Below are 26,258 nucleotides of genomic sequence, written 5' to 3'. Positions count from 1 at the left end.
ATCCGGCGTCCACGTGGCAACCAGAAATTTTTGTGCTGCATTAATTTCTAAAACCGGCAACCTGCGAGACTCGTGGTCAGCAGTCAGCCATCGAACGGCTTGTGTAAGCCGCTCATCAGCCCTCGACGGGCAGCGCCGCACGACAGATCGTCAAAGCACCGCTGTCCGATACGCGCCTGAAGTCATTCTCGTCAGCGGTATCGGAAGGTCATTCAAACCGGACGTCCCGCCGCGATCGTCGGCGAGACACCACGGGTTCGGCGTCAGGACCGGATGATCTCCATCACCTCGTCTGCCGGCTTCCCCTGCCCCAGCAAGCGCGCCATGATGTTCATCGCAGGCGTGATATGGCGGAAGTAGGCCTTATAGCCGGCGCACAGATAGTTGAGGCCGGGCTCGCCATCCACCGTTTCGATAAAGCGGTTTTTGGGGCACTCGCCATGGCATGCAAAGCGGAATTCGCAGCGAAGACATTCGCCTGGGAGCGAGGTTTCCTTCGCCATGCCGAAGTCGATCTGCGCCTGCGAGGACATCATGCTGCCCAGCTCGTCGGACATGACGTTGCCGAGGCGATATTCCGGGTACATGAAATGGTCGCAAGCGTAGACGCTGCCGTCGTGCTCGACGATGGCAGCTTTGCCGCAACGCGGGCTGAAAATGCACGCGCCCGCGGGCAATTGGCACCACGACGCAAGTGCCCATTCGAAGTTCATCACGTGAATCGTACCGACGTCGTGGCGAACCCATTCATCGAATACTGCGGACAGGAATGTGCCGTACGCAAGCGCGTTCACCGTGTGCGGCGTCACGGCTGTTTCCGTCCGCGCCACCCGCGCCACCGGCTTCGCTTTCGCTACGGCAGGCAAACTAAGCGCCGGGGGAACGCCAAAATGCAGTCCGATAATCTTTTCCTCCGGCTGCGCTGTGCGCTCGACGACCGGATTGAACTGGATAAAACTCGCCCCCAGTTCCTTCAGATGACGATAGATCTCCAGCGGCTGATGCACATTGGCGCTGGACACCGTGACCAGCACGTTGAAATCCACGCCGTGACGCGACAAGGCGGCCAAGCCACGCACGGTATCGTCGTAACTCGAATGGCCGCGCTTGTCAGGGCGTGCCACGTCGTTGAGGGCACGCGGACCGTCCAGACTGACGCCCACAAGGAAACCCTCACGTCGAAGAAACGCAGCCCACTCGTCGTCGAGCAAGGTGCCGTTGGTCTGCAAGGTGTTGCGAATCAGCTTGCCCCGAGCAAACTTGCGCTGCAATGCGACGGCGCGCTCGAAGAATTCCAGCCCCAGCAAGGTCGGCTCACCGCCCTGCCACGTGAATTCGACCTCCGGCGCCGACTGGGCCGCAATATATCGCTGGACATAGGCTTCGAGGACTTCATCGGACATGCGAAAGCGCTCGCGCGGAGGAAACGCGTTTTGCTTCTCAAGGTAAAAGCAATAGCCGCAATCCAGATTGCAGAGCGCGCCGATGGGCTTCGCCATCAGATGAATGCCAGTCAGCGATACCGCGGTGTCGGCATTCATGATTGACAGCAGCCGTAGGCCACCCGGAAATGCGAAGTAGAAATCATGGCGATGACCTTGGACGAACAAGCAACCCGCTTGAGATTTGGCTAAATCAGCCCGCAAACCAGCCGGTTCCGGCGGTATTGCATCGATGATTCATCGTACGGGGCGAGCAGATCCCGCGCCTGTCATTGCGGCCAATAGAGTGGTCTTTCAGAGTGTTGCCAGAATCGCGCGACGTACCGCATGTGGCACCTGGCATGCGGCGCGGGCAGAGACGGCTGCCGGTCCTAACCGGCAGCCTTCCTCGCGGCGATATCCGCTTCGTAGTAGCGCGCGGCAAGCAGAAATAGAACCGCCGCGGCCAGCGACATCAACGGCGCAACAGTGAGCGCTGTCCGCAGATTCGCGACGTCGGAAAGGAGCCCCACCAGATAAGGACCCGGCGCCGTGCCAAGCAAATTGGCGCCCAACACCGCGGTTGCCGTCACGGTGGCGTGAACGGCGGGATGGGTGACGTCGATCAGCATCGCCACCGCGGCGCCCCCATGCGCCGCCGCGAAGAGCGCGCCGCCGAGCAGCAGCACAAGCCCCGCTACGCCAGGCGGCAAGGCGAACGCCGCAAACAGCATCGACGCGGAAAGCAGCGCGTATGCGGCGGGCACGAGCGCCCGATAACGCGGCCGCCCCCTGCTCAGCCGATCGGCCACGCCGCCGCCGAAGAGCATGCCCAAGCCCAGCACGAGCACCACCGCCGCCGCGATCATGCTCGCCTTCTTCGGGTCGTAGCCGTAGAAGCGATTGAAGTACGTCGGCACCCAGGCGATCAGAATGGCGGGAATCCCCATCTGCAGACCGAACGCGGCGAACGTAAAGTTGCCGGAGCGTGCGGCGAATACGTTTTTGAATACTTCGGCAAACCGCAGCCGCCCCTTGACGTCATGGCCGGAAGCACCCTGTTGCAAGGCAGGAGTCTGGTAATCGCGAACAAAGAAGGGGTAAAGGACGGCGAGCAGCAGGCCCGGTGCGCCGACAGCGAAAAAGGCGTAACGCCAGCCGAACTGGCTCGCGACCGCACCGCCAATCACCACGCCCATGACGGAGCCGAACACGCCACCCGATTGAAATGCCCCCAGCACCGCGGACCGTTTGTTCTCCGGGAAAGTGTGGGCGAGCAAAGCCGCGCCCGCCGCCGCGTAAGCGGCCTCGCCGAAGCCCACCATGGCACGCGCCACGAGCATCTGCGTGTAGCTGGTCGCGAGGCCGCACGCGATGGTGGCAAAACACCAGACAAACGCCATCAGCGTAATGCTTTTGACGCGGCCCCAACGATCCGCGATCAGCGACAACGGAATGGTCATCACGCCGACCACCAGCGACACGACACTGACGAGCGCGCCCAGTTGCGAATCCGATACGCCCCACACGGGTTTGAGAAACGGAAATACGGCACCGACCGCCTGACGCGACAGGTAGTCCGAGAGGATCAACCCGAAACTCAATGCGAACACGGTCCACGCATAGGTCTTCGAGCCCTGGTACGCGCCGGCGCCGGAAACCCCACGGGTCTGGATCAGATGCAGGGCTCTCATGTCGACTCCCTCGTCGTGTCTTGCGCCGTCGAGCCATACCGGCGGGGTTCATTCCCAGCCGAACACGGAATGTTCAACGCCGGGTCGGCATGTCCAAGGAATAGCGTCGATACCAGTTGTTGAACGCGCGTGCCGTATGGCGGACGAAACAGACCGATCGGGAACCAGGGCTTCATCCTCAACACCGACTTACCGTGCGACAGCGCCCGGAATCCTTCCGGTCCACGCCAGCTTCCGATTCCCGAATTGCCGGTGCCGCCGAACGGCAGGTCACTCTGGAACACATGCCATGCCCAATCGTTGACCGTCATACCACCGGCGTGAACGTCCTGTTCCAATCGTTTGATTTCGCCCGCGTCCGTACCGTAGTAGTACAACGCCAGAGGACGAGGCCGCGCTGTGATGTACCGGATGCCTTCGTCCAACGAATCGCAGGCCACCACGGGCAGGATCGGATTGAACAGCTCTTCCTGCATGATGCGCATATCCGGCGTCACATTTGTCACGATTTGCATGGGCACGACTCGCCAGCCGTTTCCGGTGCCGCACGAGGTCACCGTGGCGCCTTTGGCGCGCGCATCGTCGAGCAGTTCATGCACGCGTTTCGCGTGGCGGTCGGACGCAATGCAGGTGTACTCAGGATCGTGGACCGGGTCGGGCACCATGCGCTGAAACGCGCTCACCGCGGCGGCGACGAACGCGTCGATCCGATTGCGCGGCACCAGGGCGTAATCCGGCGCGACGCAAGCTTGCCCGGCGTTGAATGCCTTGCCGTGCGCGATCGAGCGCGCTGCGGCTGCGATGCTCGCAGACGGCGCAACGATAGCCGGCGATTTGCCGCCCAGTTCCAGCGTGACAGGTGTCAGATTGGCTGACGCCGCACGCATGATCTCCTTGCCGACACCAGGCGAACCGGTAAACACGATGTGATCGAACGGCAAGCTCGCGAAGGCCTGAGCGACTTCCACGCCGCCGCCGAACACCGCCACCTGATCCTCTGGAAATATGTCGGCCAGCATCTCGCGCAGGACGGCTGTGCTGCGTGGTGAGAATTCCGACATCTTGATCATCACCCGATTGCCCGCTGCTAGCGCCATGATCATGGGCCCCATCGCCTCGACGATCGGGAAATTCCATGCCGCGATCACGCCGACGACGCCTTTAGGCTGATAGACCACCTTGGCGATGTTGGTGCGAAACAGCAGGTCCGTGCGCCGCCGTTGCGGCTTCATCCAGCGCCGCAGGTTGGCAAGCGCGTGGTCGATCTGCAACGCAGGAAACATCACGTCCAATGTCTTGCATTCGAACTCGGAGCGGCGACCGAAATCGTCGCTCATCGCCGCAGCGAGTTGGTCCTGGTAGCGGCTCAGCGCCTCTCGCACCTCTCTCAACGTGCGTCTGCGTTGGCTGAGTTCAGGATAGGGGCTGGCGAGGCATGCCTCACGTTGCCGGGACAACACGTCCCGCAGATTCTCAATCGCGTCTTTCATCTTGGCCTTCCCGTTCACCCGCGTTCTCGACGCGCTCTCGCTCGCGCTCCTTCGAGTACCTGATCCCGCCGCACCTTGCGCTTCAGCCGCGATGCAGCCGCAGCATCGGTACAACAGCACTCACACCGAGCGCCACTGCGCGTCCCAGTACTTTTCCCGCACGTCTTTCTTGAGCAACTTGCCCACGGCGCTGCGCGGCAGGTCGGCCCAGAACTCGACGCTCTTCGGGGTCTTGGTGCTGCCCAGATGTTCCTTGCAGAGCGCCATGATCTCTTCTTCGGAAACGCTCTGCCCCGGCTTGCGCTGAACCACCGCTTTCACCGCCTCGCCCCATTTGTCATCCGGCACGCCGATCACAATGCAGTCGAGAACGGCGGGATGGCCCTGGATGACCTTCTCGATTTCGACGGGAAAAACATTAAAGCCACCGGTGACGATCATGTCCTTCATGCGGTCCACGATGGTGACGTAGCCCCGTGCATCCCGCACGCCGACGTCCGTGGTGTGGTGCCAGCCGAACGCTGAAACGGCGGCCGTGTCGTCAGGCTTCTTGTAGTAGCCCTGCATGACCATCGACGAGCGCACGACGATTTCGCCACGCTGGCCCGCTGGCAACAGGTTGCCTTCCGTGTCCATGATGGCGAGGCATGCGACGTCGACTGCTTTGCCTGCCGCCTTCACCACGTCCTCGTCGAAGCTGCCGTCCTGCTTCAGATAGTCGGCGGGGCCTTTGACCAGAATCGGCACCAGCGTCTCGGTCTGCCCGAAGCTTTCATACATGATGGGGCCGAACACGCGCACCGCTTCCTTGAACTTGTCCGGAGCGATCGGCGCCGCGCCCACGATGAACGCCTGCAGCGACGAGAAGTCCGTCTCCTTCGTCTTCGGATGCGCCAGCAGGCCGTAGACTGCGGTGGGCGGCAGGTAGAGGTGAGTGACCTTTTCCGTTTCGATCAAGTTCAACAAGGCATCTGGATCGAAACCCGGCATGAGAATATTGACACCGCCCTTGATCGTGAAGCCAAGCGCCAGCAAGCCGGCGGCATGCGTCAGCGGCGCCACGCACAAGTGACGCGAACTGGATGAAATGCCGAAAGCCGAAGCCAGCCCCAGCCCCATGAATTCGAGGCTTCGATGCGTGTGCACCGCGCCCTTGGACGGCCCGGTGGTGCCGCCAGTCGGCTGCAGGAAAGCGCGCGTGGCCGGGTCTTCCGGCTGATTGCGGAATGGCGTCCAGCAATCCTTCAACCATTCGTCCATCGATACCCCATGCTCTGACGCACCGTCGATACAGACATACAGTCTGGCTTTCGATAGCGTCGCTTTCAGCACCGGAACGCTGCTTTCAAAATAACTGTGAAAGAACACAATGTCGGTGTCGAAGTATTCGAGCACCTCGGCATTGGTCTCAACCGAATTACGAATGTGCACAGACAACCAGGCGGAGTCAGCCAGGTTGATACCCAGATGCAGAAGACTGACCCGATAGTCGTTGGGCGCATAAATTGCCGCATGCGCGCCCGCCACGCGCGCGCGAGTCAGGCCATGTGCGACTGCATGAACGTATTTTTGCGCCTCGCCGTACGTCATGCGGGTGGCACCGTCGACAAACGCCAGGTTGTCCGGGTGAAGCTGCGCTACCGCATCGAAATAGTCTGCCAATCTCATTCTTTCAATCTCCTCCAGCACCAACGCTGAAACGTTCGGGATCAACCGATCCTTATTTCGCACGCATGCGCGACGCAGCATCGAGACGAATGGTTTCACCGTTGAGGTACGCGTTTTCAATGATGAACGCGCAGCAGTGAGCGAACTCGCGCATGTCGCCTAAACGCTTCGGCGCTTCCATCTGCTCCTTGAGCATCGTCAGCACCTTCTCGTCGAGCCCTGCCACCATGGTCGTCAGGAACAGGCCCGGGGCGATCGCATTGACGCGAACGCCAATCGCGCCAAGTTCGCGCGCGGCCGGCATGTTCAGACCGATCACGCCTGCCTTCGTCGCCGCATAGGCGCTCTGCCCGATCTGGCCTTCGTACGCGGCGCCAGACGAGACGTTGATCACCACACCACGCTCTTCGCCGCATTCCGCTTCGTTCTGCGCCATCTGCTCCGCGCATTTGGACATGACGTTGAACACGCCGTTGAGATTGACCGCGGTCGTCTGCGCAAACCTGGCGAGCGGTGCGGCCTTGCCGTCCTTGCCTAGCACCTTGAACGGAGTCGGTACTGCGGCGCCGTTGATACAGACATGAATCGCGCCGAAGCGGGCCATCACCTCGCCGACGGACTTTTGCACCGACTCTTCGCTGCTGACGTCCGTATGTACAAACATCGCGCGATCGGCGCCGATGTCGGCTACCGCCTTTTCACCGGCCTCTACGTTCAAATCGAAAATAGCGACACGTGCGCCCTTTTCCTGTGTGAGGTAGAGCGCAGTGGCCAAGCCAAGCCCCGACGCGCCGCCCGTGATAACGACGACTTTGTCCTGAATACGCATGGGATATCCGAATAGAAATTGAGAATTTGAAAGTGTCGGGTACTGACGGCGCCGTGAGCGCCGCCACGCATCAGAACGCGTTGACCCCAGTCAGCGCTCGCCCGATGATCAGTTGCTGGATTTGGGTCGTGCCCTCGGGAATCGGCGCAACAATCGCTTCGCGTGCCAGCTTCTCGACCAGGAACTCCTTGGTGACCCCATTGCCGCCGTGAATCTGCACCGCCTGGCGGGCGATTGTCACCGCGGCCTCGCAGGCAAAATATTTGGCCATAGCGGCTTCCATCTCGGCGGGCACACCCGCTTCGATCATCGACGCCGCGCGTTGCGTCAAGAGACGCGCCGCATCGACGTTCGTGGCCATTTCAGCCAGCATCGCTGAGATCAGCTGATGCCCGGCGATCACCTTGCCGTGCTGCTTGCGCTCCGTGGCGTAACGCGTCGCTTCTTCCAACGCACGCCGGGCAATACCCAAACCCTGGGCGGCCACGAAAACGCGCGAGCGTTCGAACATCGTAAGCGTGTTCTTCAGCGCTTCGCCTTCGTTGCCGAGCATGTTGCTGGCCGGAACACGGACGTCGGTGAGGAAAATCTGCGCGGTCGACTGGCTGTTCCAGGCGATCTTATGAATGTCCCGGACCTCATACGGATGCTCTTTGCGGTCGAGCAGAAAGTGCGTCAGGCCGCGGCGCGGATCGTCACCGGTCCGGCACGTGCAGATCAGAATGTCCGAGTAAGAGCCATTGCTGATCCAAGTCTTCTCGCCATTGATGATGTAATGATCGCCATCTCGCCGGGCGCGGGTCTTGATCTCCAGCACGTTAGAGCCGACGTCCGGTTCGGAGATACCCGCGCTGCAGAACAGTTCACCCTTGAGCAATCCCGGCAGATAGCGCTCGCGCAGGTGCGCAGGAGCCAGCCTCGCGATCATCTGCGCACCGAAGCTGTTGATCAACACCGGCACGGACAAATCGATCGAGGTGGCCGCGACTTCTTCGAACAACATGATCATGGTGAGCCAATCGAGGCCCAGGCCACCGTGCTCCTCTCCCACGACACCCGAGATCAGGCCGAATTCGCTCAGCTCACGCATGAACTCACCCATCTGCTCCTTCGGCATGAACCGGTCGCGATACTCCTTGTTGAACAGCGGATCGGCCTTGTCTGCCAGATAGCGCCGCAGTCCGTCTACCGCGCCTTGTTGCTCTTCCGTTCTGAATACGTATCCCATCTCTCAGGTTCCTTCTATGACTTACTGTTTGGCGAGAATCGTGATGGCCACCACGGCTTCTTCGATACCGTAAAGACCGCCGCCGTTTTCCTGGATCGCAATGCGCGCGTTGTCCACCTGGCGCTTGTCCGCTTCGCCGCGCAACTGGGTCACCAGTTCGTGGATCTGGCCGAGGCCGGTTGCGCCGATGGGGTGCCCCTTCGATTCGAGGCCGCCGGACGGGTTGATCGGCATGCGCCCGCCGACCGTAAATTCGCCCCGCTCCGCTGCCGGTCCGCCTTCGCCGAAAGGCACCAGCATCAACGACTCGGCATTGAGAATTTCGCCGATCGCGGACGCGTCGTGAACTTCCGCGACATCGACGTCTGCAGGCGCCACGCCGGCCTGTTCGTAGGTCTTCTTGGCCGCGAGATGGGCAATGATCTTGTGCGGCTCATCGAGGCCGCGCGTGGTGCCGGTTTGCACGACGCTGGCGAGCACGCGCACCGCACGGCGAGCCGCGCCGTTGAGGCGCTTCAAGCCCGCTGCGTTGCACAGCACGACCGCCGCTGCGCCGTCGCTAATGGGAGAGCACATCAAAGTGGTCAACGGATAGGCGATCGGCGGTGACGCCAATACCTCGTCGATGCTGAAGGGCTGCTGAAACTGCGCCAGCGGGTTGTGCACCGAGTGTTGATGGTTTTTCGCAGCAACCGCAGCAATCTGCCGCTGCGTGGTGCCGTAACGCAGCATGTGGTTGCGGCAGATGGCGGCGTACACGTCCATGAAGACGCTGTACGGACGCTCCGACATGGTGCCTGGCGGCGGCGTCACACCCTCGCCCATGGCGAGCAGCGTTGCTTTGTTCCGCTCCACCGTCGACACATCCCAGCCGCCGTCGAACGCCGAGAACATCTTGGCCTTGTCCGGGATATTCATCTTCTCCGCGCCGACAGCCAGCGCGATATCGCAGGTGCCCGAGCGCAACGCCAGCGTCGCCAGATTGAACGCCGATGAACCCGTGGCGCAGGCGTTTTCCACCGTGAATACCGGCACGCCTTCAATGCCGAGGCGGCGCATCGCAATCGGACCGGGGATGGCGGTTTGGCCCTGAAACAGGCCGTTCGTCATGGTCCCGTAATACGCGGAGCCAATGTCGGCCGCGTCGCAACCAGCGTCTTTCAACGCGAGCCCTACGGCCTCTCCGACCATGTCGTACACGGACTTTTCAAGCAGACGCCCAAAGGCAGTCATGCCGACGCCGACCACATAAATATCACTCATGTTTCCGTTCTCGTTACGATGTGAATCAGCGGCCTTGAAACCGGGGCGCGCGTTTTTCGGCGAAGGCCTGCAAGCCTTCGTGGAAGTCAAATGTGCGCATGTGCTGGCGCAGCATCACCTGCTCGTGCAGCAGGGCGTCGTCGCGCGTTTTGTCGGCGGATTGCCGCGCCACTTCTTTCATGCGGCGCAATGCGATGGGGCTCTTTCGCGCGATGTGCGAGGCGAGTTTCTGCACGGCCTCGGCCAGCTCCGCATCCGGATGCACTTCGCAGACGAGACCACACGCCTTCATCTCGGTGGCCGACAGGGACTTGCCGGTCAGCAGCAGATACATCGCCATGTTGAGCGGAATGAGCCGCGGCAGAACGGCCGCGCCGCCTGCGCCCGGATACACGCCGAAGTTGGCATGCGCGTCAGCGAGCGTGGCGCTTTCAGCGGCGATCACCAGGTCCGCGCACATGGCCAGTTCCAGACCGCCCGCCATCGTGACGCCGTTCAGTGCGGCGATCACGGGTTTGGGGAAATTGCGCAGCCGGCCAAATACCTGGTTCGCACGGTCGAGAAAATCCGCTTCACCGGGACCGAGGCTTTGGCCCGCCAGCACTTCCTTCAGGTCCGCGCCGGCACAGAAAGCGGAGCCAGCACCGGTGAGCACCAGCACGCGCATTTCATCGTCGGCTTCGATCTGCGTCAGACGGCGATCCAGCTCAGCCAGCACGGCCAGGTTCAGCGAATTCATCGCCTTCGGGCGATTCAGCGTCAAACGGGCAACGGACCCATCGACGTCGTACAGCAAAACGTCTTCGTTCACGACATCTCCATACTTTTTTAGTGATCAGGACACTCGACGAATGCGCCGGTCTCAAGAAATTGGCGAATGTACTGATCGTATGGAGAACTGCGACTTGCGACAGGTCATTGGAATGAAGTCGCAGGTCCCGGCGATATGTCGCGTGTGATCTGGCCTCAGTGAACGGAGAGCAGGTGCGCGATTTCGTTCTCGCTGAGACCAATGGTCCGGAGAATCGCAGCGCCATGCTCGCCACGCTGCGGTACCGCGTTAGAGGCGCCGGACGGCGTCGCGGAGAAACGCGGTGCCGGGGCGGCCTGCAACACGCCGTCGCGCTCGGCATAGACGCCGCGAGCGGCCATATGCGGATGCGTCATGGCTTCGACCGGTGTTAGCACCGGTGCAAAACAGGCATCGCTGCCTTCGAGCAAGTCAACCCAATGCTGGCGGGGTTGCGTCGCGAACACGGCGGCCAACCGTTCACGCAGGGCCTGCCATCGGTGCGGGTGATACGGCTGCCGGAAATCCGGATCGTCACCGAGCCCGAGTTTATTGAAGAGCAGCGCATTGAATTGCGGCTCCAGCGCCTGCACACTGACAAAGTGGCCATCGGCACACGCATAGGTGCCGCTCCAGTGCGGACCGTCCAGAAGGCCGCTGCCGCGTTCGATCGGCTGATGCCCCGCGGCATGCACTGACAGGAGCAGGTTCATCAGATTGGCGCTGCCGTCTACGATCGCTGCGTCCACCACCTGGCCATGACCGGTACGGCGAGCGCCCAGGATGCCGGCAAGTACGCCCATCGCAAGATACAGCGCGCCGCCGCCCAGATCGCCCACTAGCGTGGGCGGTGGCATAGGGCGGTTGCCGGGTTCGCCCGCGAACCACAGCGCGCCCGAGAGCGCGATGTAATTCAGGTCGTGTCCGGCGGCTTGTGCCAACGGCCCCGTCTGCCCCCATCCCGTCATGCGCCCGTACACGAGGCGAGGATTGCGCGCCAAACACATGTCCGGCCCGAGTCCGAGCCGTTCCATCACACCTGGGCGCATCCCTTCGATCAGCGCATCCGAACCCTCGATAAGCCGCAGGACGGCATCGATCGCGCGCGCGTCCTTCAGATTCAGCGCAATGGACTGTTTGCCACGATTGACGATAGCGCTCTTGCCGAGATCGAGCATGCCGCCATCGTTGGCGTCGGCGCGCTCGATCAGGATGACTTCGGCACCCATGTCAGCGAGCAACATGCCACAAAATGGCCCCGGGCCAATTCCGGCAATTTCCACGACGCGAATGCCGTCGAGAACACCCATGGTTCTGCTCCTTTGGAGATAAAGATGATGAGCCGTCGCAGCGCCTGGCGAATGGCATAACGAGGCTTGCCAGCGCAAATCCATAGATCGCGAGGCAAGCCGCCTTCAGGACGCGCAGCATGTTCCCTCTCGGGTCGCCGCCGATGCCGCCGCCTTGATCATGTCGGCGGCTTTCTCCGCGATCATGACGGTCGGTGCATTGGTGTTGCCGGACACGATGTTCGGCATGATCGACGCATCGACAACGCGCAAACCCTGCACCCCTTTCACGCGCAACCGATCGTCGACCACATCGAGCGCACCGTTACCCATGCGACAGGTTCCGACAGGGTGATAGGCGCAGTCAGCGTGATTACGAATGAACGCTTCGATCTGTGCGTCGGTCTGTGCGCGCGCCGAGTTTCTGGACTCCTTGCCGCCAAATCGCGCCAGAGCCGGCTGACGCATTACTACGCGCGTGAGTTTGAGCGCGCTAATCAGACGGCTCACATCATCCTGATCGGAGAGGAAGTTCGTGTCGATCAACGGCGGCGCCAACGGGTCGGCACTCGCCAATGAAACGCTGCCGCGGGATTTGGGACGCAACAGGCCACAGTGAACCGAATAGCCATTGCCGAGCAATATCTTCCGGCCGTGGTCCATCAGCTTTGCAACGATGAATACGAGCTGCACATCCGGGCGCGCTTCTTCCGGCCGCGTCTTTACGAAACCCGTGCCCTCGGCGAAGTTGGACGTCAGCACACCGCGCCGATATTTCGCCCAGGTGCGAATGCCCTTCGCCACAGACCACACACCTGACAGCGACAGTCCGAACAGCCCGCGCGACGCACCGGCTTCATAGCTGTGAACGATATCGATGTGGTCCTGCAGGTTCTGACCGACGCCCGGTGAATCGTGGACCACGTCAATGCCGTGCTGCTGCAAATTCGCGGCAGGTCCTATGCCTGACAGCATCAGAATCTGGGGTGACTGCAATGCGCCGGCCGACAGCAACACTTCCTGCGTGGCTTTCAGGACTTTGATTGCGCTGCCTTGTCGATACTCGACGCCGACCGCACGCTTGCCTTCCATCACAATTCGCGTCGCCTGCGCACCGGTGATGACCTTCAGGTTCGGCCGGCCGAGATTCGGTGTCAGGAAAGCCTTGGCCGTACTGCAGCGTTCGCCGTTCTTTTGCGTGACTTGCGTCAGTCCGACGCCCAACTGATGATCACCGTTGAAGTCAGGATTGGGCAAATGACCCGCCTGCAAGCCGGCCTCGACGAACGCTCTTGCATAGACGCTCGGCTCCAGTACATCCGCTACGTTGAGCGGGCCGCCCGCGCCGTGATACGCATTGCTGCCCCAGAACGCGTTGTTCTCCGACTTCCTGAAGTACGGCAACACCTCGGCATAGCTCCACCCGACATTGCCCGCTTCAGCCCATTGATCGTAGTCGGTCCGGTCACCGCGGATATACATCATCCCGTTGATCGAACTACTCCCGCCCAGCGCCTTGCCGCGCGGCTGGTAGCCGATCCGGCCGTTCATCCCGCGATTCGGAATCGTCTTGAACGCCCAATTGAAGATCGGATACGGGATCAACGCGGCGAGACCGGCCGGACATTGAATCAATGGGTTGTTATCCGATGCGCCAGCTTCGAGCAGGCAAACCTGAACCTGGGGGTCCTCGCTCAAGCGGGCTGCCAGCACACAGCCCGCCGACCCGCCGCCAATGACGATGTAATCGATCATGGCAGGTAGACGATATGGACATCGTTGATCTGGCCATCGAACCGGAACGGCGCACGGTCACGATAATCCAGCGTCACCGGACAACCCAGGTCGACGCCGACGTTAAAGGTTTCGCTCGCGCTGAACGCTAGCGGAACGGTGAACGGTGTCGTGCCCCGCGCCACTTCCGCACCGTCGACGCCCATCACCAACGTTGCAGCCCCTCCTGGTGCCGGTCCGCTCATCACGGTTTCGAGATCGAACCGATGCGGACCCGGCGCGATCCGGTCAGCTGAACGCAAGCGCGTTCTGACCACGCCCAGGAAGTTGTATTCGTAGTGGAGGTAACCGTCGTCCATATAGAGCACCAGACCACCGGCTACCGCACCCAGCGAATAGAGCACGCCACTGCCCGCGGCGGCCACCTCGACGTCGACCGTTACCCGGTTGTTGCGCGCGCGCAGATTAGGCGCACAGAATTCGGGCAGGCGCGTGACCTCTGTATTGAAGTGCCATTCAGTCTGCGTCGTTCCGACACGCGCATCGGGATTGAGAAGCGGCCCCAACCCCGCGCCGATCGGATAGACGTGATTGGCGCGCGCCTCGCTATCGAACTTCTGCTTCAATTCCGCGAGCTTCTGCGGGTAATCGCGCGAAATATCGTTCGACTGGGAGTAGTCGTCGTCGAGCTTGTAGAGCGTCCACACATCGTCATCCGGATTCCAGTTCGCGTAGGCGGCATAGGCGCCTGGCAACCATGGCACGCGCGGTCCGAAAACAGACGCCATCCAGCCGTCCGAGTAGATCCCGCGACTGCCGAATACTTCGAAGTACTGATGCGTTTTCTGCGTAGCCGCCTCGCTGTCGGCGAACGTATACGCGAGGCTCACACCATCCAGCGGATCCTGCTTCAGGCCATCGACCGACTCAGGTGGCGTTATGCCGATGATGTCGTAGATAGTCGGCGCGATATCGTTGACATGGTGAAACTGCCCACGCACGTTGGCATCCGCCTTGATGCCTTTGGGCCAGGAAACTGCCATGGGCACACGGGTCCCACCGAAATATCCCGCCACCAGCTTGGTGCCCTGGAACGGACTTTCGCCAGCCCAGGCCCAGCCGGCGTGATACATGTTCGCCACCTTCGGACCGCCCAACGCGGGCAGGCCGCCATATTCCTCTTCGAGGATTTTCATCTGCTGCGCGAAAGGCATCGGCACGCCATTGAGCGTCAGCATTTCGTTGATGGTGCCACTCCAGCCTTCCGAGGAGGCGCCGTTATCCGACAGCACGTAAAAGATCAGCGTGTTGTCACGCAGACCCAGCCGCTCAAGCTCATCCACGACCTTGCCGGCCTGTGTGTCGGCATGCTCGAGGAACCCGGCGTACACCTCCATCAGGCGCGCCTGAAACCGCTTTTCATCGTCGCTGAGGCTATCCCACGCGGGCATCGTGTCCGGGCGCGGCGTCAGCACGCTGTCGGCAGGAATCCAGCCAAGCGCCTTCTGACGCGTGAAGGCCTGCGCGCGGTAGACATCCCACCCCCCGTCGAACTGTCCCTTGTACTTATCCGACCATTCGCCGAAGACCTGATGCGGGCCATGCACCGCGCCCGGCGCCCAGTACATCAGAAATGGCTTGTCCGGCGCGAGCGCATGTTGCTGGCGCAACCAGCTTGTGGCTTGAGTCGCCAGGTCTTCGCTCAGGTGATACTTCGGATCGTTGGGCCGCTCGATCGGTGTGGTGTTGCGATACAGATTCGGCTCGTATTGCGAGGACTCCGCCCCCATAAACCCGTAAAAATGGTCGAATCCGCACCCGGTCGGCCAGCGGTCGAAAGGTCCTGCTGCGGAGACGTCCTGGGCCGGCGTGTTATGCCACTTCCCGAATGCAGCCGTGCTGTAGCCATAGTGCTGCAGCACTTCCGGTATGGTCGCCGAGGTCTTCGGAATCTCGCCGGTGTAGCCGTCAAAATCGCTCGCCAGTTCGGTGATCGTTCCGGATTCCACGCGATGGTGGTTGCGCCCCGTCAGCAGCGACGCGCGGGTCGCCGAGCAGATAGCCGTGGTGTGAAACGCGTTGTAGCGCACGCCGGAATCGGCAATGCGGCTGAGTGTCGGCGTATGAATCGCACCACCAACGGTATCGGCATGCGCAAAGCCGACGTCGTCCAGCATGATGATCAGTACGTTCGGCGCGTCAGCGCGCAGATGGGTGGCTTTGCTGCGCCATTGGTGCTTCGACTCAGCCAGCGTACGCGCGGCGAGACTGGCTGTCGGCGTTTTGGGAAACGGCAGATCCTGCGTTCCTGCTACAGCCGTACCGGTGAGACGGGGCTGCTCGACGGTGCCCGTCTCTTCGGAAGACGGCTCCGTCGGAGCGGAATCGGATGCCGCTGGGTTGAATTCGCGGGTCATGAGGGTCTCCTGTCATGTCTCTTACGTGACGCCAGCCGCCGGATCGCGGGTCTCTCGGGTCATAGACAAATCGGAGGCATTTTATGAACGGCGACTCGCGAGACGCTGGTCTTTGAAGACAATCCAGTGGTCTTGCGCGTTGCGTTGCGCGCAACGTGGCGCTCGAGACGGGTAAACACGGAGCGTAAGTCAGATGCATGCAAGCGGTTTGCACGCTTCGCGCAAAACGCATGTCAGGCGGTTTGACCTTGGTGCAAAATAGCCCGTAACGCGCGTGACGATCGCTGACCTGGCATTTACGCCGATGGAGTTTGCGGTGCAATCGCGGCTACGCTATCGCGACATTGACGTGATAGCGTAGCGATCGCACCGTCTCTCAAGACGTATTTCTCCCACAGCCTGCCTGCCGGTGATACACAGCACGCCGGCCCAGCAATGATTGCCGTCCATCATGCAGAAACCCGCTCCCTCCCGCTTCGACAGCGACGCCGTTCTCACGACGATCGGCGGCTACGCGCTCGCCATTTCGCGCGCCCTCGAGCACAATGGGATCGATAGCGCCCGGATTTTTCATGCGGCCGGCATCGAACCGTCGCTGATGAAGAACGATCCCATGACGCGGCTGCCGGTCGCCACGATGGCCAGGCTTTATAAAGTCTGTGTGGACGTGACGCATAACCCCTACTTCGGATTGACGGTCGCCAGGTTCATTCACGTTTCGAATTTGCACGCGCTCGGCTACGCGCTCGCCGCCAGTTCGAACCTGATGGCATTCTGCCAACGGCTGGAACGTTTCTTCAGGCTCGCCTCCCAGGCTTGCGAAATCAACCTCATCGACAACGGCGCCGAAGTCTCGCTGCGCACGAGAGTGCTGGTACCTGTCTGCGCTGAAACGGAAGATGCGTTGATGGGATTTGTCGTGCTGTCCATGCGCCAGCTTTACCACGCCGATTTCAATCCGCTTCGCGTGGCGTTCTCTCACGCGATGCCGCGCGAAGGCAGCACCCCGTACGAGAAACTGTTTCGTTCCCCTGTCGAGTTTGATCAGGCTTCGCCAGAACTCGTGTTTTCCAAATCGGATTTGCACCAGCCGCTAGCCGGTGCGTGTGCTGAGCTGGCGCAGTTGCATGACAACCTCGCCACCAGCTATATCGCCCGCCTCGACAAACACGATGTGGTGAGCACGGTGCGGCAGAAAATCATCGAATATCTGCCCAACGGCGACTGCTCGAGAGACAAGGTTGCCGACGCCATGTGCATCAGTCCGACAACATTGCAGTTCAAGCTCTCGCAGCACGATACGAATTTTAATGAGCTGCTCGACGCAACCCGCAAGGAATTGGCCTCCAGCTATGTCCAGCAATCGGCATTGTCAATTACTGAAATTACCTTCCTGCTGGGGTTTAGCGACTCGAGCAACTTCACGCGCGCGTTCAAGCGCTGGGAAGGCGTTTCGCCGAGCGACTATCGCAAGGAAGTGAAGATTCAGGGCGCGTGAAGATTTGCGTCCATTGCGTGTTGAACGCGTCTAGGCCTTGCGCTCAGTGGCCGTTTCCAGTCCGTCATCACCGCCGAAACGTGAGAAGCGGCGCTGCAAAAGCAGCAGCAATGGCGTAGAGACCATCGAGAGCGCGACGACCAGCGTTACAAGCGAGGAAAGACGCTGATCCACGACACGCGCCGCCAGTGACGCCGCCAGAACCACAAAGGCGAACTCACCGCCTTGCGAAAGCAGAATCGCAAAATAGCCGCGTTGGGCCGACGGTACGTCAAAGCGGCTCGCCAGAAACCACTGCGCGATCGTCTTGATACCGACCAGTGCCACCACCAGCCCCGCAACCCGCACGGGTTCGCGCGCCAGCACTTCGAAATCAATCGACATGCCCACCGCGATGAAGAACAAGCCGAGCAACAGGCCCTTGAACGGTGCGATATCGACTTCGATCTCGTGACGAAATTCGGAGTCCGCGAGCATCACACCAGCGACAAACGCACCCATCGACATCGATAGATGCACGCTCTCCATGAGCAGCGCGATGCCGATCACCCAGAGTAGTGCAAACGCCGTGAAGATCTCACGCACACCGGTGCGCGAAACTAAAGGCAACACCGCTTTCAGTACATAGCGCCCCCCCACCAGCACGATCCCAAGCATCGCGATGGCTTTCAGTGCCACCAGATAGCCGAGCACCGCGCCGAAACCGAGCCGCGTCGCGAGCGGAACGGCGATCAGCGCCGCGATGAGAAAAATGACCACATCGATCAGCAACTTTGTCATGAGATCATTGGCGCAACACCCACTGAATGAGCAGGTGGGCATCGGCACTTGAAAGCGGCGGAACCGGATCGGCCTCCGGCATGGTGATATCGCCCCAGTGGGGCTTTCCGCCGGCCAGCAGCTTCTTTTCCAGCATGACACTCGCCTGCGGCGACGTGCGATAGCGTTGTGCGATCTTGGGGAATGACGGAGCGAGGTCAGCCCCTTCGGTGGTATGACAGAACATGCAGTGTTGCTCTTCGATCAGCCCCGCCACCGCGGATTGAGCGCGTGCATTGGCGCATACCATCAGCACAAGGCTGAGAAGCACGCCGCTACAACACCGATTTCCCACTCGTTTCACGGTACCTCCCCCGCATCACGCCGCCAAGGCGTACGATTCACCGATGCCGCGCCCTACGCGCGACGTCATGCCTGAGCACGCATCAAGGCGACGCCGGTCGGATTGTGGTGGCAATATCGCGGCTCACCGTTCCGAGCGCCCTGCTATATGCCGCCACCACCGCATCGTAACCGGCGGCGCCGCAAGGTTCGTGGACCGTGCTCCGGCCGCTTAGCGGTGGCTTCTTCCCGGGTGGCGCAACCGACCACAGCACGTCGACCGTCACCGCATCGCCGAGCGCCGCATCGAAGCGCTGGATATCGAGCTGGACCCGGTAAGCCGACGCCAGATCGCCACCCATCGGATAGGTGGACACCAGCGCGCTGTTCAGCAACTGCCCGAGATCGGCGCGCACCACGCGCGGGATCTGGCTTTTCAACGGATCGGCCCAGCGGGCGAATTCGTCGATATTCACCGTGTTGTCACCGTTTCGCACCACGATCTGCGGCCGGTCGACGAGTTCGGGCACCGTCACTGAGCTGATCAGCACCGCGATCGGCGCGGCGGGCGGGTTGCCCGTCTGCGGCGCGGCTGAACTCAACGTGTAGAAGTCCGACTTGGGCGACGAAGCGCAACCGCACAACGCGGCGAGCGCCAACACCACGGCTACGCTCAAGGATGAGCGCATCATTTCTTATCCTCCAGCTTGCCGCGGATCAGTGCCTCTGGATGGCGCTCGAGATAATCCGCAAGCGTACGGAAGGCCGCCGCCGTGCGCGCCAGTTCCTTCATTGCGTCGCCGGTGTTCTGCGACAGCGGGGAGTCCGGCTGCAACGCGTTATTCGCCGAATTCAGAACCGTCTGCGCGGCTGCGAGTGTGTCATGCGCCTGCGGCATGACCTCGGTGCGCAACTCCTTGAGCAACGCATCCGCATCGGCTAGTGTCTTTTGCGCGTCCTTGCCGATGCCTTCGAATGGGATCTTGTTCAGCTTGGCGATGAGCGCCGTCACCGAATCCTGCAGCGATTGCAGCCCGCCTGGCACGGTCGGCATCGAAGGACGAGTCACGCTCCAGTCCATCTCCGCCTTGGGCGCATTCGGGAAGAAGTCGAGCGCGACGTATAGTTGCCCCGTCAGCAGATTGCCGGTTCGCAATTGTGCGCGCAACCCGTGATCCAGAAGCGCTTTCGCCAGCTGCCGCCGATCCGTAACGACCCTGCCGCCGGGTGCGGCGGGTGCGCCGGATGCATAGCGCGACGTGAACCGTTCTGGGTACAGTTTTATATCAACAGGAATACTGAACTGCTTCGTGATCGGATCGAATCGTGTACGAATCCCTGAGACTTCACCTACCACGATGCCGAGAAAATCGACCGGCGCACCGACCGTCAAACCGCGTACCGACTCCTTGAAATTGAGCATGTAGTTATCGATGATCGTGTCGTGACGTTTCATCGCCTCGGTCTTATCGGAGAACAGCGCGAACTCAGTGCGGGCATCCGCCTCCGGCCCACCAACCGCATCGTCAGGCGCCTGGAAAGCGAGGCCGCCAATCAGGATGGCCACCAGCGATTGCGTATTGACCTTCACGCCGGTTGCATTGGGCGAGACGTCGATACCGCTCGCCTGCCAGAAGCGCGTGTCGTTCTGCACGTACTTGTCGTACGGCGCGTTGACGAACACATGCATCGTCACCCCTTTACCGTTGTCATCGAGCTTGTACGACGTGACCTGGCCGACCTGCAAGCGTCTGAAAAAGATCGGCGAGCCGACATCGAGCGACCCCATGTCGGCGCCCTTCAGGATGAACTCACGGCCCGGCACACCGCTCGCGAACACCGGCGGCGACTCGAGCCCGACGTAGTCGCGCCGGGGCGTGAGTGAGCTGCCCACGTCCATGCCGATGAACGACCCGGAGATCAGGGTACCGATGCCCGACACCGTGCCGCCCGAAATCCGCGCGCGCTCTCGCGCGCGATGCTGGCAAACCGCTGTCCGGCGCGCCGGACATCTCGGGAGAGGTGGGAAGATGCTCGGGACGCGGACGCTCCGACTGGCGAGGTTGATTCAAGGATTCGTGCAGACCCGCTTTATCCGCAAATTCGCGCAGCGCCGCATGCGCCGCACGTCCACCGGACATCCCGCGTTGGCGATAATTCGCTCCGTTAATTGGCGGATAAGCACTGCTGAGCGGCGCCGAAGCGCGATGGCGCAATCCGATCGCCAGTAATCCAAGAATGATCGCTGTTTGCAAAATGACAATCGCAGGCATAACGATGCTCATGACCGAACGGCCTCTCAAGATTCGGCACTGCGAGATTGGCTGCCAAAAGTCGTGCTGAACACCGGCGTGAGACTATGCCTCTTGTACAGCAGGCTCATCGTCTCGTTAGACAGTTAACGAATTAACGAAGACGCGCTCTGAATGTGAATGCCGGCTGAGCGAGCGCACCGGTAAGGGTCACAGCCAGGGGGAATTCCAACCGGCAAAATGAATCGTAGTACGGACAGTTGAACATGTAAACGTGAATTGAGGCATTTCTTTTGCACATATTTCATCTCAACCGGCGAATGAGACCAAAGTCCGATTGTCCGTGTGCTTCGCTGGCGATAGATTTGATTACCCGACGGTTCGCCTTTCTGGCCGAAGTCGCCGACACAATCGTTATCCGATTGCGAGATGCTCATGCGCAAGGCACGCGAAACGGACCATCCTGACACCCGCTCGAATTGGGGGAAATTCGACCATACCGTCATGGTCTTACAGGGCGGTGGCGCACTCGGTGCTTATCAGGCCGGTGTTTACGCCGGTCTCGCCGAAGCGGCAGTTGCGCCCGACTGGATTGCCGGTGTGTCGATTGGCGCGATCAACGCCGCGCTGATAGCCGGGAATCCGCCTGAGCGACGCGTCGAGCGCCTGCGCGAATTCTGGCAGCGCATATCGGCTCACGCTCCTTTCGTGCCATCGCCGTCGCTCGATCCCATCCGCCCGCTCCTGAACTTCATGAGCGCGGCGTCCAGTGTTGCCTTCGGTGTGCCGGGCTTTTTTGCGCCACGAACGACGGGGCCATTTGTAGCGCCGCAGGCAAGTATCGAAACGCTGAGTATGTACGACACCTATCCGCTCAGGCAGACACTCAAAGAACTGGTCGACTTCGAATTAATCAACCAGCATGCCGTGCGCCTGTCTCTCGGCGCGGTTAACGTGCAGAGCGGTAACTCGGTCTATTTCGACAATACAAAAACAGAGATTGGTCCTGAGCATGTCATGGCAAGCGGCGCGCTGCCTCCGGGTTTTCCCGCTGTGCAGATAGATGGGCAATGGTATTGGGACGGCGGCATCGCGTGTAATTCACCGCTTTGGTACGTGCTCGACGAAGATTTCAGAATGAGTGCATTGATTCTGCAGGTGGACGTGTTCAGTGGCGCCGGGGCATTGCCTACCAACCTCAGAAAGGTACAGGAGCGCTGCAAGGACATTCAATACGCCAGCAAGACACGTTTCAATACCACGCGAATCAGCGAGATCGAGGCACTTCGCAATTCGCTGCGCCGCGTGCTGGACAAATTGCCTGATTCTCTCAAGACCGACGCAGATGTGCAGAAGCTCGACGCAATCAGTACACGGGGCGCGGTCGCTCTTGTCCATTTCATCAACAGGCACACCACGCAATCGTCAAACTTCAAGGATTACGAGTTCTCACGCGCCACTGTCACGGAACTATGGGACTTCGGATATCGCGACGCACAGAAGTCGCTCTCAGATCCAAAATGGCAGGAAGCGACCGATCTGGGCAATGGCGTTCACGTCTACGACCTGACCGTTTAGCGGGCGCGTCAGACACCATCTCGAATCCCTTCAATTGCAGCCTTGACCATTGGCTGTGCGATAGCAGGTCTTTCCGCTTGGACTCTTATATACACCCTTACCGTTTTTGGTCTTGGCTTCGCCGCCTTTGCTCGTCGTTGTGGTCGTGACACCGTTCTGATTCTTTTGCGCCTTCCATGCGTTGCCGGTGTTCGGGTTGTACCCGCCGGCTGTTTGCCCGTTGTTGCATTCGGTCATACCGCGCGCGTTTGTGGCGCATTCCGCGAATACGCGGGAAGACAGCGCAAACGCTATCAACACGAGCAACACTTTCATGGTCGTCTCCTGAGGCAGCAGGCACAGGCACGGCTTTCGCCTGCCTCGTCTTTCAGATTAGCCGCATCCGCTCGCGTGCCTATCGGACCTTGGCCCTATTGCAAGCAACGACATTCCAGCCGCCTCATGGAGGGGGTTCCGCAGCGGGAGCGCTGGCTCAACGCCTGCACGCCTCAGCTTGCAGCGCGTCGTCCGGCCCATCAGGCAACCAGAGTCTCGGACTTGACCACAATGCCGCATGCATTGATCGATTCGAACCGCACAGTCCCACGATCACGCTGCTTTCGGCTCGCGTGGTTCGGTGCCGCTCTGCTGTATTCGATGTCCGCCCCCCCGCTTCACGCGCAGGAGATGGAGCCACGCACCTATTCGGCTGTGCCGGTGGGCACCAATTTCGTGGTGTTCGACTATGAGCGATCGAGCGGCGACGTGTCATTCGATCCGTCGTTGCCGATCACCAACGTGCAGGCGCATATCAACATCTTTTCGCTCGGGTATTCGCACAGTTTCGGCGTCGCGGGACATACCGTGAGTGTTGCGGTATCGGAGCCGTATGCGAACGCCAATGTAAGTGGCGACGTAAAGGGTATTTATCAGCAGCAATACCGCTCAGGCCTCGGCGACGTGCACTTCAGGATCGCAGCGAACCTGCTCGGCGACCCGGCGCTCTCTCCGGAGGAATTCGCTCGACGCACACCCAGCACCGTCCTCGGCGTCAGTCTGAGCGTGGTGGCGCCGACGGGCCAGTACGTGCCCGCCCGTCTCATCAACATCGGCGCCAACCGCTGGTCGTTCAAACCCGAGGTCGGGCTGTCCCAACCCTTCGGCAACTGGTTCATGGACGCAGCGGCAGGCGTGTGGCTCTTCACCGCCAACGACGATTTTTTCGGCGGCCATCGGCGCAGCCAGGATCCGATGCCGACTTTCCAATGGCACGGAGGCTATACGTGGCGCCCCGGACTATGGCTCGCCGCGGATGTGACGTACTTTACGGGTGGGCGCACCCACGTCGACGGTGTCGAGGATCAGGACTATCAACTCAGCGCGCGATACGGTGTCACGCTATCCGTTCCGTTGGCCGCGAAATGGTCCGCCAAGCTCGCGTGGTCGCGTGGCCTCGTAACGCGTGTGGGCGGCAATTTCCAGACCATCTCGATCGCGCTTCAATACCGTTGGTTCAATCGTTGAACCCGGTCAGGCACGCTGGCCTATGTCACGGATTCGCGCAAAGCGCGGCGCTCCGCGCTTAATGCCCGAGAATATCGAGCGCCGCACGCATCGGTGTAAAGGATAATTTGACTACCCCGCCGAGCGGTGTATTCATCTCCATGATCAGGAAGATCGCACCGGAAGTCGACAGCGCACACATCACGAGCGCCGTCATTGTCGTGCCGTTGCGGGGCGCGACCAGGCCGAACGTGCCGAAGAGGATCGCCAGCCAGAATACCAGGACCACTAGCAAAGGCACCGGAATCGAGCCGGTTTGCTGAAGAAGCGCCAGCCACCGCGTAGCGAGTACATCGTCGACGATTAGTAGCGCCCGAGCCTGCAACTGACGCTGCAAGTCGGTGTGCGGCGAGAGTTCCTCCACTTGACGCTGGAATGCTTCTCCGCGGGTAACCACTTCGGGGCTGCTCAGTTTGGCCAGTTGTGCCGGATCGCCGGAAGACATCGCCGCGACCGAAGCCTCGGTTGTACGTTTAAGCGCACTGCGAATCTCCTGCGTCTCCGGACCATAGTGAGCCAGCACACGATCGAGGCGAACGATAGCGGCTGCGCTATGCAAAAGCTCCGTATTCGTGGTGTCAAACGAGCTTTTTGCCGACGAAATCAGTAAGCCTAGCACCAATGCGGCCATGGTTGCGACAAGGCCGGTCGCCAGTTTGACGACACCGATGGATTCATCGCTGAGGTGGTGCTGCGGCAACACGCGGCGCAGATACGAGCCGAGCAGCGCACTGCCAAAGACGCATGCGAATACGATTGCCGCGTCGACGAGGTGGTTCACCCTGCAGTCCTCCGTTTCTGGTCACACACTTGGCGATTCAACATCTTGCGCGCGACAGTGCAGTGTGCAATAGGACCAAGGCCCAATTGCACACGCATCGCAGGAGAGCGTGCAAAAGTTGGGGAGGTGCATTTCGTCAGGCACCCCTGGCTTACGACATGACTGCACTCTCTGTTCTGGCCGTTCGTCGGCGCCCGCCTGCCGACGTTTGCCCGATGCATTTCCCGTAACGCGAGTCGGCAATTTTGAGCGCCAGAATGCGATGGGACGAGAATTCCCCGTTCAGAACCGCGACTCTGACCTGTGCCATGCAGTGCGCCCCTTCGTCGGTCCAGCGCATCTGTCGCTTCTTGGCCATACGGTGGCTGACGACCTGGTTCACCGCGAACTCGGCAATGCTGCTGCTGATCGGGAGACCTTTGCGATGCCGGGCGCTGTAGTTGACCAACGTGTGCGCGTTGTTCCTCAGATAACTGGAGACGGTGTTCAGATTCCACCACAGCGTTTTGAATTCGTATCCCTCTCTCGCAAGCAGCCGACTGTCCAGTGCCCTGATCCGCTCCACCGCCTTGCTGCCCTTGCCATGCCAGACCAACCACTTCGCGTGGGTGATTTCGGTCTCCACCGACTCCTGGTCCATCGAGTCGATCATCTTGCTGCCGAATACGGAACGCTCCACCGCCTGGAACTTCATCGCGATGTGGAACCAGTCGAGGATCCGGCCGCGAGCCAGCTGACTGCCCTCGACGGTCTTTGCAAATTCACCAGCATCGTCGCTGATCACGGTCACGCGTTCATCGCTCGCCACACCGTTCCGGCTGAGGACCTGATCGAGTCGCGCTGCAGCCGAGGTGACTTCCCTATGCACATACGCATAAAGTTTTGGAGGACCATCGGTGAACGTCGCCCGCCCGGCGACGATATTCACGTGGCGGCCAGGGCCTCTCCCTGAGTCGCAATTACGCAACCACGCCGAGTCGACACTCACGGCCGCGACATGGCTGGATTCGCGAACCTGCACGTCTGCAACGGCTTGAGGTAGCTTCGCGATGTCACGTTCGATGTCAGCGTCGAGCTGTTTTCCAAGAGTGTGAATCCGATCCCGGGTGCCACTGAACGAAATGCCCTTGTCCAGCGGGAGCACTTCCTTGAGCATGGCCGCGGCCTGCCGGTATGGCAGATGGACTGCCCACTTCGCCTGAAGATATTCCAGTTCCGGTGTAACGCGCGTGGTTAGGGTTTGGGACAAGGGATGCACCACACGCCGCGGCGTCCGCGCAGTTCGCTGGCAAGCACACGACCACAGCCGCGGACTCTTCACCATCACTTTGCCGAACACGGTGCGCAGCACCGTAGAGCGACTATCCTTATGACTCAAGGCCGCACCGCAGCTCCGACAATGGATCTGGCCTGAGAGCCATGACTGCACCTGTTTCGAAATGAACCCGGCCTGCACCTTTGCAAGCAGCGACCGCCCTTCCGCGAGAGTCAGGCCCAGCTCGGCAAGACAGCAATCAGGACGCTCAATCACCGCCAGAACTCCGTCACCTTCCTCGACCGTATCATTGTCTCCGTCGGCCAACCTTGCTTCGATGATCAACCGCATGGCTTGCTCCCACCGTTGCGAGACTGATCAGCCTACTCCAGACGAAACCGATGCTGCTACCGGAAGAATAACCGGCC

General features: G+C 60.8%; 20 protein-coding genes and 1 pseudogene. 3 read left to right on the top strand and 18 right to left on the bottom strand.

What is annotated here, in order from left to right:
• Positions 1 to 263 precede the first annotated feature (263 nt).
• The 11 genes from KHO31_RS24560 to KHO31_RS24510 form a co-directional block, all read right to left on the bottom strand.
• On the bottom strand, positions 264 to 1,541 hold the full coding sequence (locus KHO31_RS24560) for an anaerobic sulfatase maturase (protein ID WP_236061758.1): 1,278 nt from the start codon (positions 1,539 to 1,541) through the stop codon (positions 264 to 266).
• A gap of 272 nt (positions 1,542 to 1,813) precedes the next feature.
• On the bottom strand, positions 1,814 to 3,115 hold the full coding sequence (locus KHO31_RS24555) for an MFS transporter (protein ID WP_201083436.1): 1,302 nt from the start codon (positions 3,113 to 3,115) through the stop codon (positions 1,814 to 1,816).
• The gene (locus KHO31_RS24550; protein WP_201086096.1) at positions 3,112 to 4,605 is read right to left on the bottom strand and encodes a coniferyl aldehyde dehydrogenase; all 1,494 of its coding nucleotides are present in this window, start codon (positions 4,603 to 4,605) and stop codon (positions 3,112 to 3,114) included. The genes KHO31_RS24555 and KHO31_RS24550 overlap by 4 nt, the downstream gene beginning before the upstream one ends.
• A gap of 120 nt (positions 4,606 to 4,725) precedes the next feature.
• Positions 4,726 to 6,273, bottom strand: coding sequence for a class I adenylate-forming enzyme family protein (locus KHO31_RS24545; RefSeq protein ID WP_201086095.1), 1,548 nt, complete (start codon positions 6,271 to 6,273; stop codon positions 4,726 to 4,728).
• 52 nt (positions 6,274 to 6,325) lie between these two features.
• A complete protein-coding gene (locus tag KHO31_RS24540) occupies positions 6,326 to 7,102 on the bottom strand; it encodes an SDR family NAD(P)-dependent oxidoreductase (RefSeq protein ID WP_201086094.1) in 777 nt (258 codons plus the stop codon).
• 70 nt (positions 7,103 to 7,172) lie between these two features.
• Positions 7,173 to 8,330: an acyl-CoA dehydrogenase family protein gene (locus tag KHO31_RS24535; protein WP_201083450.1), complete on the bottom strand. Its 1,158-nt coding sequence runs from the start codon at positions 8,328 to 8,330 to the stop codon at positions 7,173 to 7,175.
• A 21-nt stretch (positions 8,331 to 8,351) separates the two neighbouring features.
• Positions 8,352 to 9,593 (bottom strand): thiolase family protein, encoded by a 1,242-nt coding sequence (locus tag KHO31_RS24530; RefSeq protein WP_201086093.1) that lies wholly within the window; start codon positions 9,591 to 9,593, stop codon positions 8,352 to 8,354.
• Positions 9,594 to 9,618: 25 nt separating this feature from the next.
• The gene (locus tag KHO31_RS24525; protein WP_201086092.1) at positions 9,619 to 10,404 is read right to left on the bottom strand and encodes an enoyl-CoA hydratase/isomerase family protein; all 786 of its coding nucleotides are present in this window, start codon (positions 10,402 to 10,404) and stop codon (positions 9,619 to 9,621) included.
• A 155-nt stretch (positions 10,405 to 10,559) separates the two neighbouring features.
• A complete protein-coding gene (locus KHO31_RS24520; RefSeq protein ID WP_201083456.1) occupies positions 10,560 to 11,693 on the bottom strand; it encodes a CaiB/BaiF CoA transferase family protein in 1,134 nt (377 codons plus the stop codon).
• A 105-nt stretch (positions 11,694 to 11,798) separates the two neighbouring features.
• Positions 11,799 to 13,427, bottom strand: coding sequence for a GMC family oxidoreductase (locus KHO31_RS24515; RefSeq protein WP_201083458.1), 1,629 nt, complete (start codon positions 13,425 to 13,427; stop codon positions 11,799 to 11,801).
• Entirely contained in the window at positions 13,424 to 15,823 is a 2,400-nt protein-coding gene (locus KHO31_RS24510) for an arylsulfatase (protein WP_211624317.1), read from the bottom strand. The genes KHO31_RS24515 and KHO31_RS24510 overlap by 4 nt, the downstream gene beginning before the upstream one ends.
• 451 nt (positions 15,824 to 16,274) lie before the next feature.
• On the opposite strand from KHO31_RS24510, the gene KHO31_RS24505 reads away from it, so the two are divergent.
• Entirely contained in the window at positions 16,275 to 17,321 is a 1,047-nt protein-coding gene (locus tag KHO31_RS24505; RefSeq protein WP_201083462.1) for an AraC family transcriptional regulator, read from the top strand.
• 30 nt (positions 17,322 to 17,351) lie between these two features.
• On the opposite strand, the gene KHO31_RS24500 is transcribed toward KHO31_RS24505, so the two are convergent.
• The 4 genes and pseudogenes from KHO31_RS24500 to KHO31_RS24485 all read right to left on the bottom strand — a co-directional run.
• Entirely contained in the window at positions 17,352 to 18,101 is a 750-nt protein-coding gene (locus KHO31_RS24500; protein WP_201083470.1) for a cation:proton antiporter domain-containing protein, read from the bottom strand.
• A gap of 4 nt (positions 18,102 to 18,105) precedes the next feature.
• Positions 18,106 to 18,411 (bottom strand): c-type cytochrome, encoded by a 306-nt coding sequence (locus KHO31_RS24495; RefSeq protein ID WP_328822735.1) that lies wholly within the window; start codon positions 18,409 to 18,411, stop codon positions 18,106 to 18,108.
• Positions 18,412 to 18,526: 115 nt separating this feature from the next.
• The gene (locus KHO31_RS24490; protein WP_211624316.1) at positions 18,527 to 19,114 is read right to left on the bottom strand and encodes a PqiC family protein; all 588 of its coding nucleotides are present in this window, start codon (positions 19,112 to 19,114) and stop codon (positions 18,527 to 18,529) included.
• Positions 19,111 to 20,388 (bottom strand): annotated as a pseudogene (locus tag KHO31_RS24485) (PqiB family protein); the annotation flags it as partial. The gene KHO31_RS24490 and the pseudogene KHO31_RS24485, both read right to left, overlap by 4 nt.
• A 721-nt stretch (positions 20,389 to 21,109) precedes the next feature.
• On the opposite strand from KHO31_RS24485, the gene KHO31_RS24480 reads away from it, so the two are divergent.
• The gene (locus KHO31_RS24480; RefSeq protein WP_236071427.1) at positions 21,110 to 22,252 is read left to right on the top strand and encodes a patatin-like phospholipase family protein; all 1,143 of its coding nucleotides are present in this window, start codon (positions 21,110 to 21,112) and stop codon (positions 22,250 to 22,252) included.
• A 30-nt stretch (positions 22,253 to 22,282) separates the two neighbouring features.
• On the opposite strand, the gene KHO31_RS24475 is transcribed toward KHO31_RS24480, so the two are convergent.
• A complete protein-coding gene (locus tag KHO31_RS24475) occupies positions 22,283 to 22,567 on the bottom strand; it encodes a hypothetical protein (RefSeq protein ID WP_211624314.1) in 285 nt (94 codons plus the stop codon).
• Between the two features lie 321 nt (positions 22,568 to 22,888).
• Between KHO31_RS24475 and KHO31_RS24470 the strand changes: the two genes are divergently transcribed.
• Positions 22,889 to 23,755, top strand: coding sequence for a transporter (locus KHO31_RS24470; RefSeq protein ID WP_201108726.1), 867 nt, complete (start codon positions 22,889 to 22,891; stop codon positions 23,753 to 23,755).
• A 58-nt stretch (positions 23,756 to 23,813) separates the two neighbouring features.
• On the opposite strand, the gene KHO31_RS24465 is transcribed toward KHO31_RS24470, so the two are convergent.
• Positions 23,814 to 24,575 carry a bestrophin-like domain gene (locus tag KHO31_RS24465; RefSeq protein WP_201083478.1) on the bottom strand — a complete coding sequence of 254 codons (762 nt, stop codon included), beginning with the start codon at positions 24,573 to 24,575 and terminating at the stop codon, positions 23,814 to 23,816.
• 151 nt (positions 24,576 to 24,726) lie between these two features.
• The gene (locus KHO31_RS24460; protein ID WP_211624312.1) at positions 24,727 to 26,181 is read right to left on the bottom strand and encodes an ISKra4 family transposase; all 1,455 of its coding nucleotides are present in this window, start codon (positions 26,179 to 26,181) and stop codon (positions 24,727 to 24,729) included.
• Positions 26,182 to 26,258: the final 77 nt, after the last annotated feature.

The organism is Paraburkholderia domus (assembly GCF_905220705.1).
In the GTDB taxonomy this organism is placed as follows: Bacteria; Pseudomonadota; Gammaproteobacteria; order Burkholderiales; family Burkholderiaceae; genus Paraburkholderia; species Paraburkholderia domus.
The sequence above is the reverse complement of the archived record's forward strand: the minus strand, read 5'-3'. Positions and strand labels throughout refer to the sequence as shown.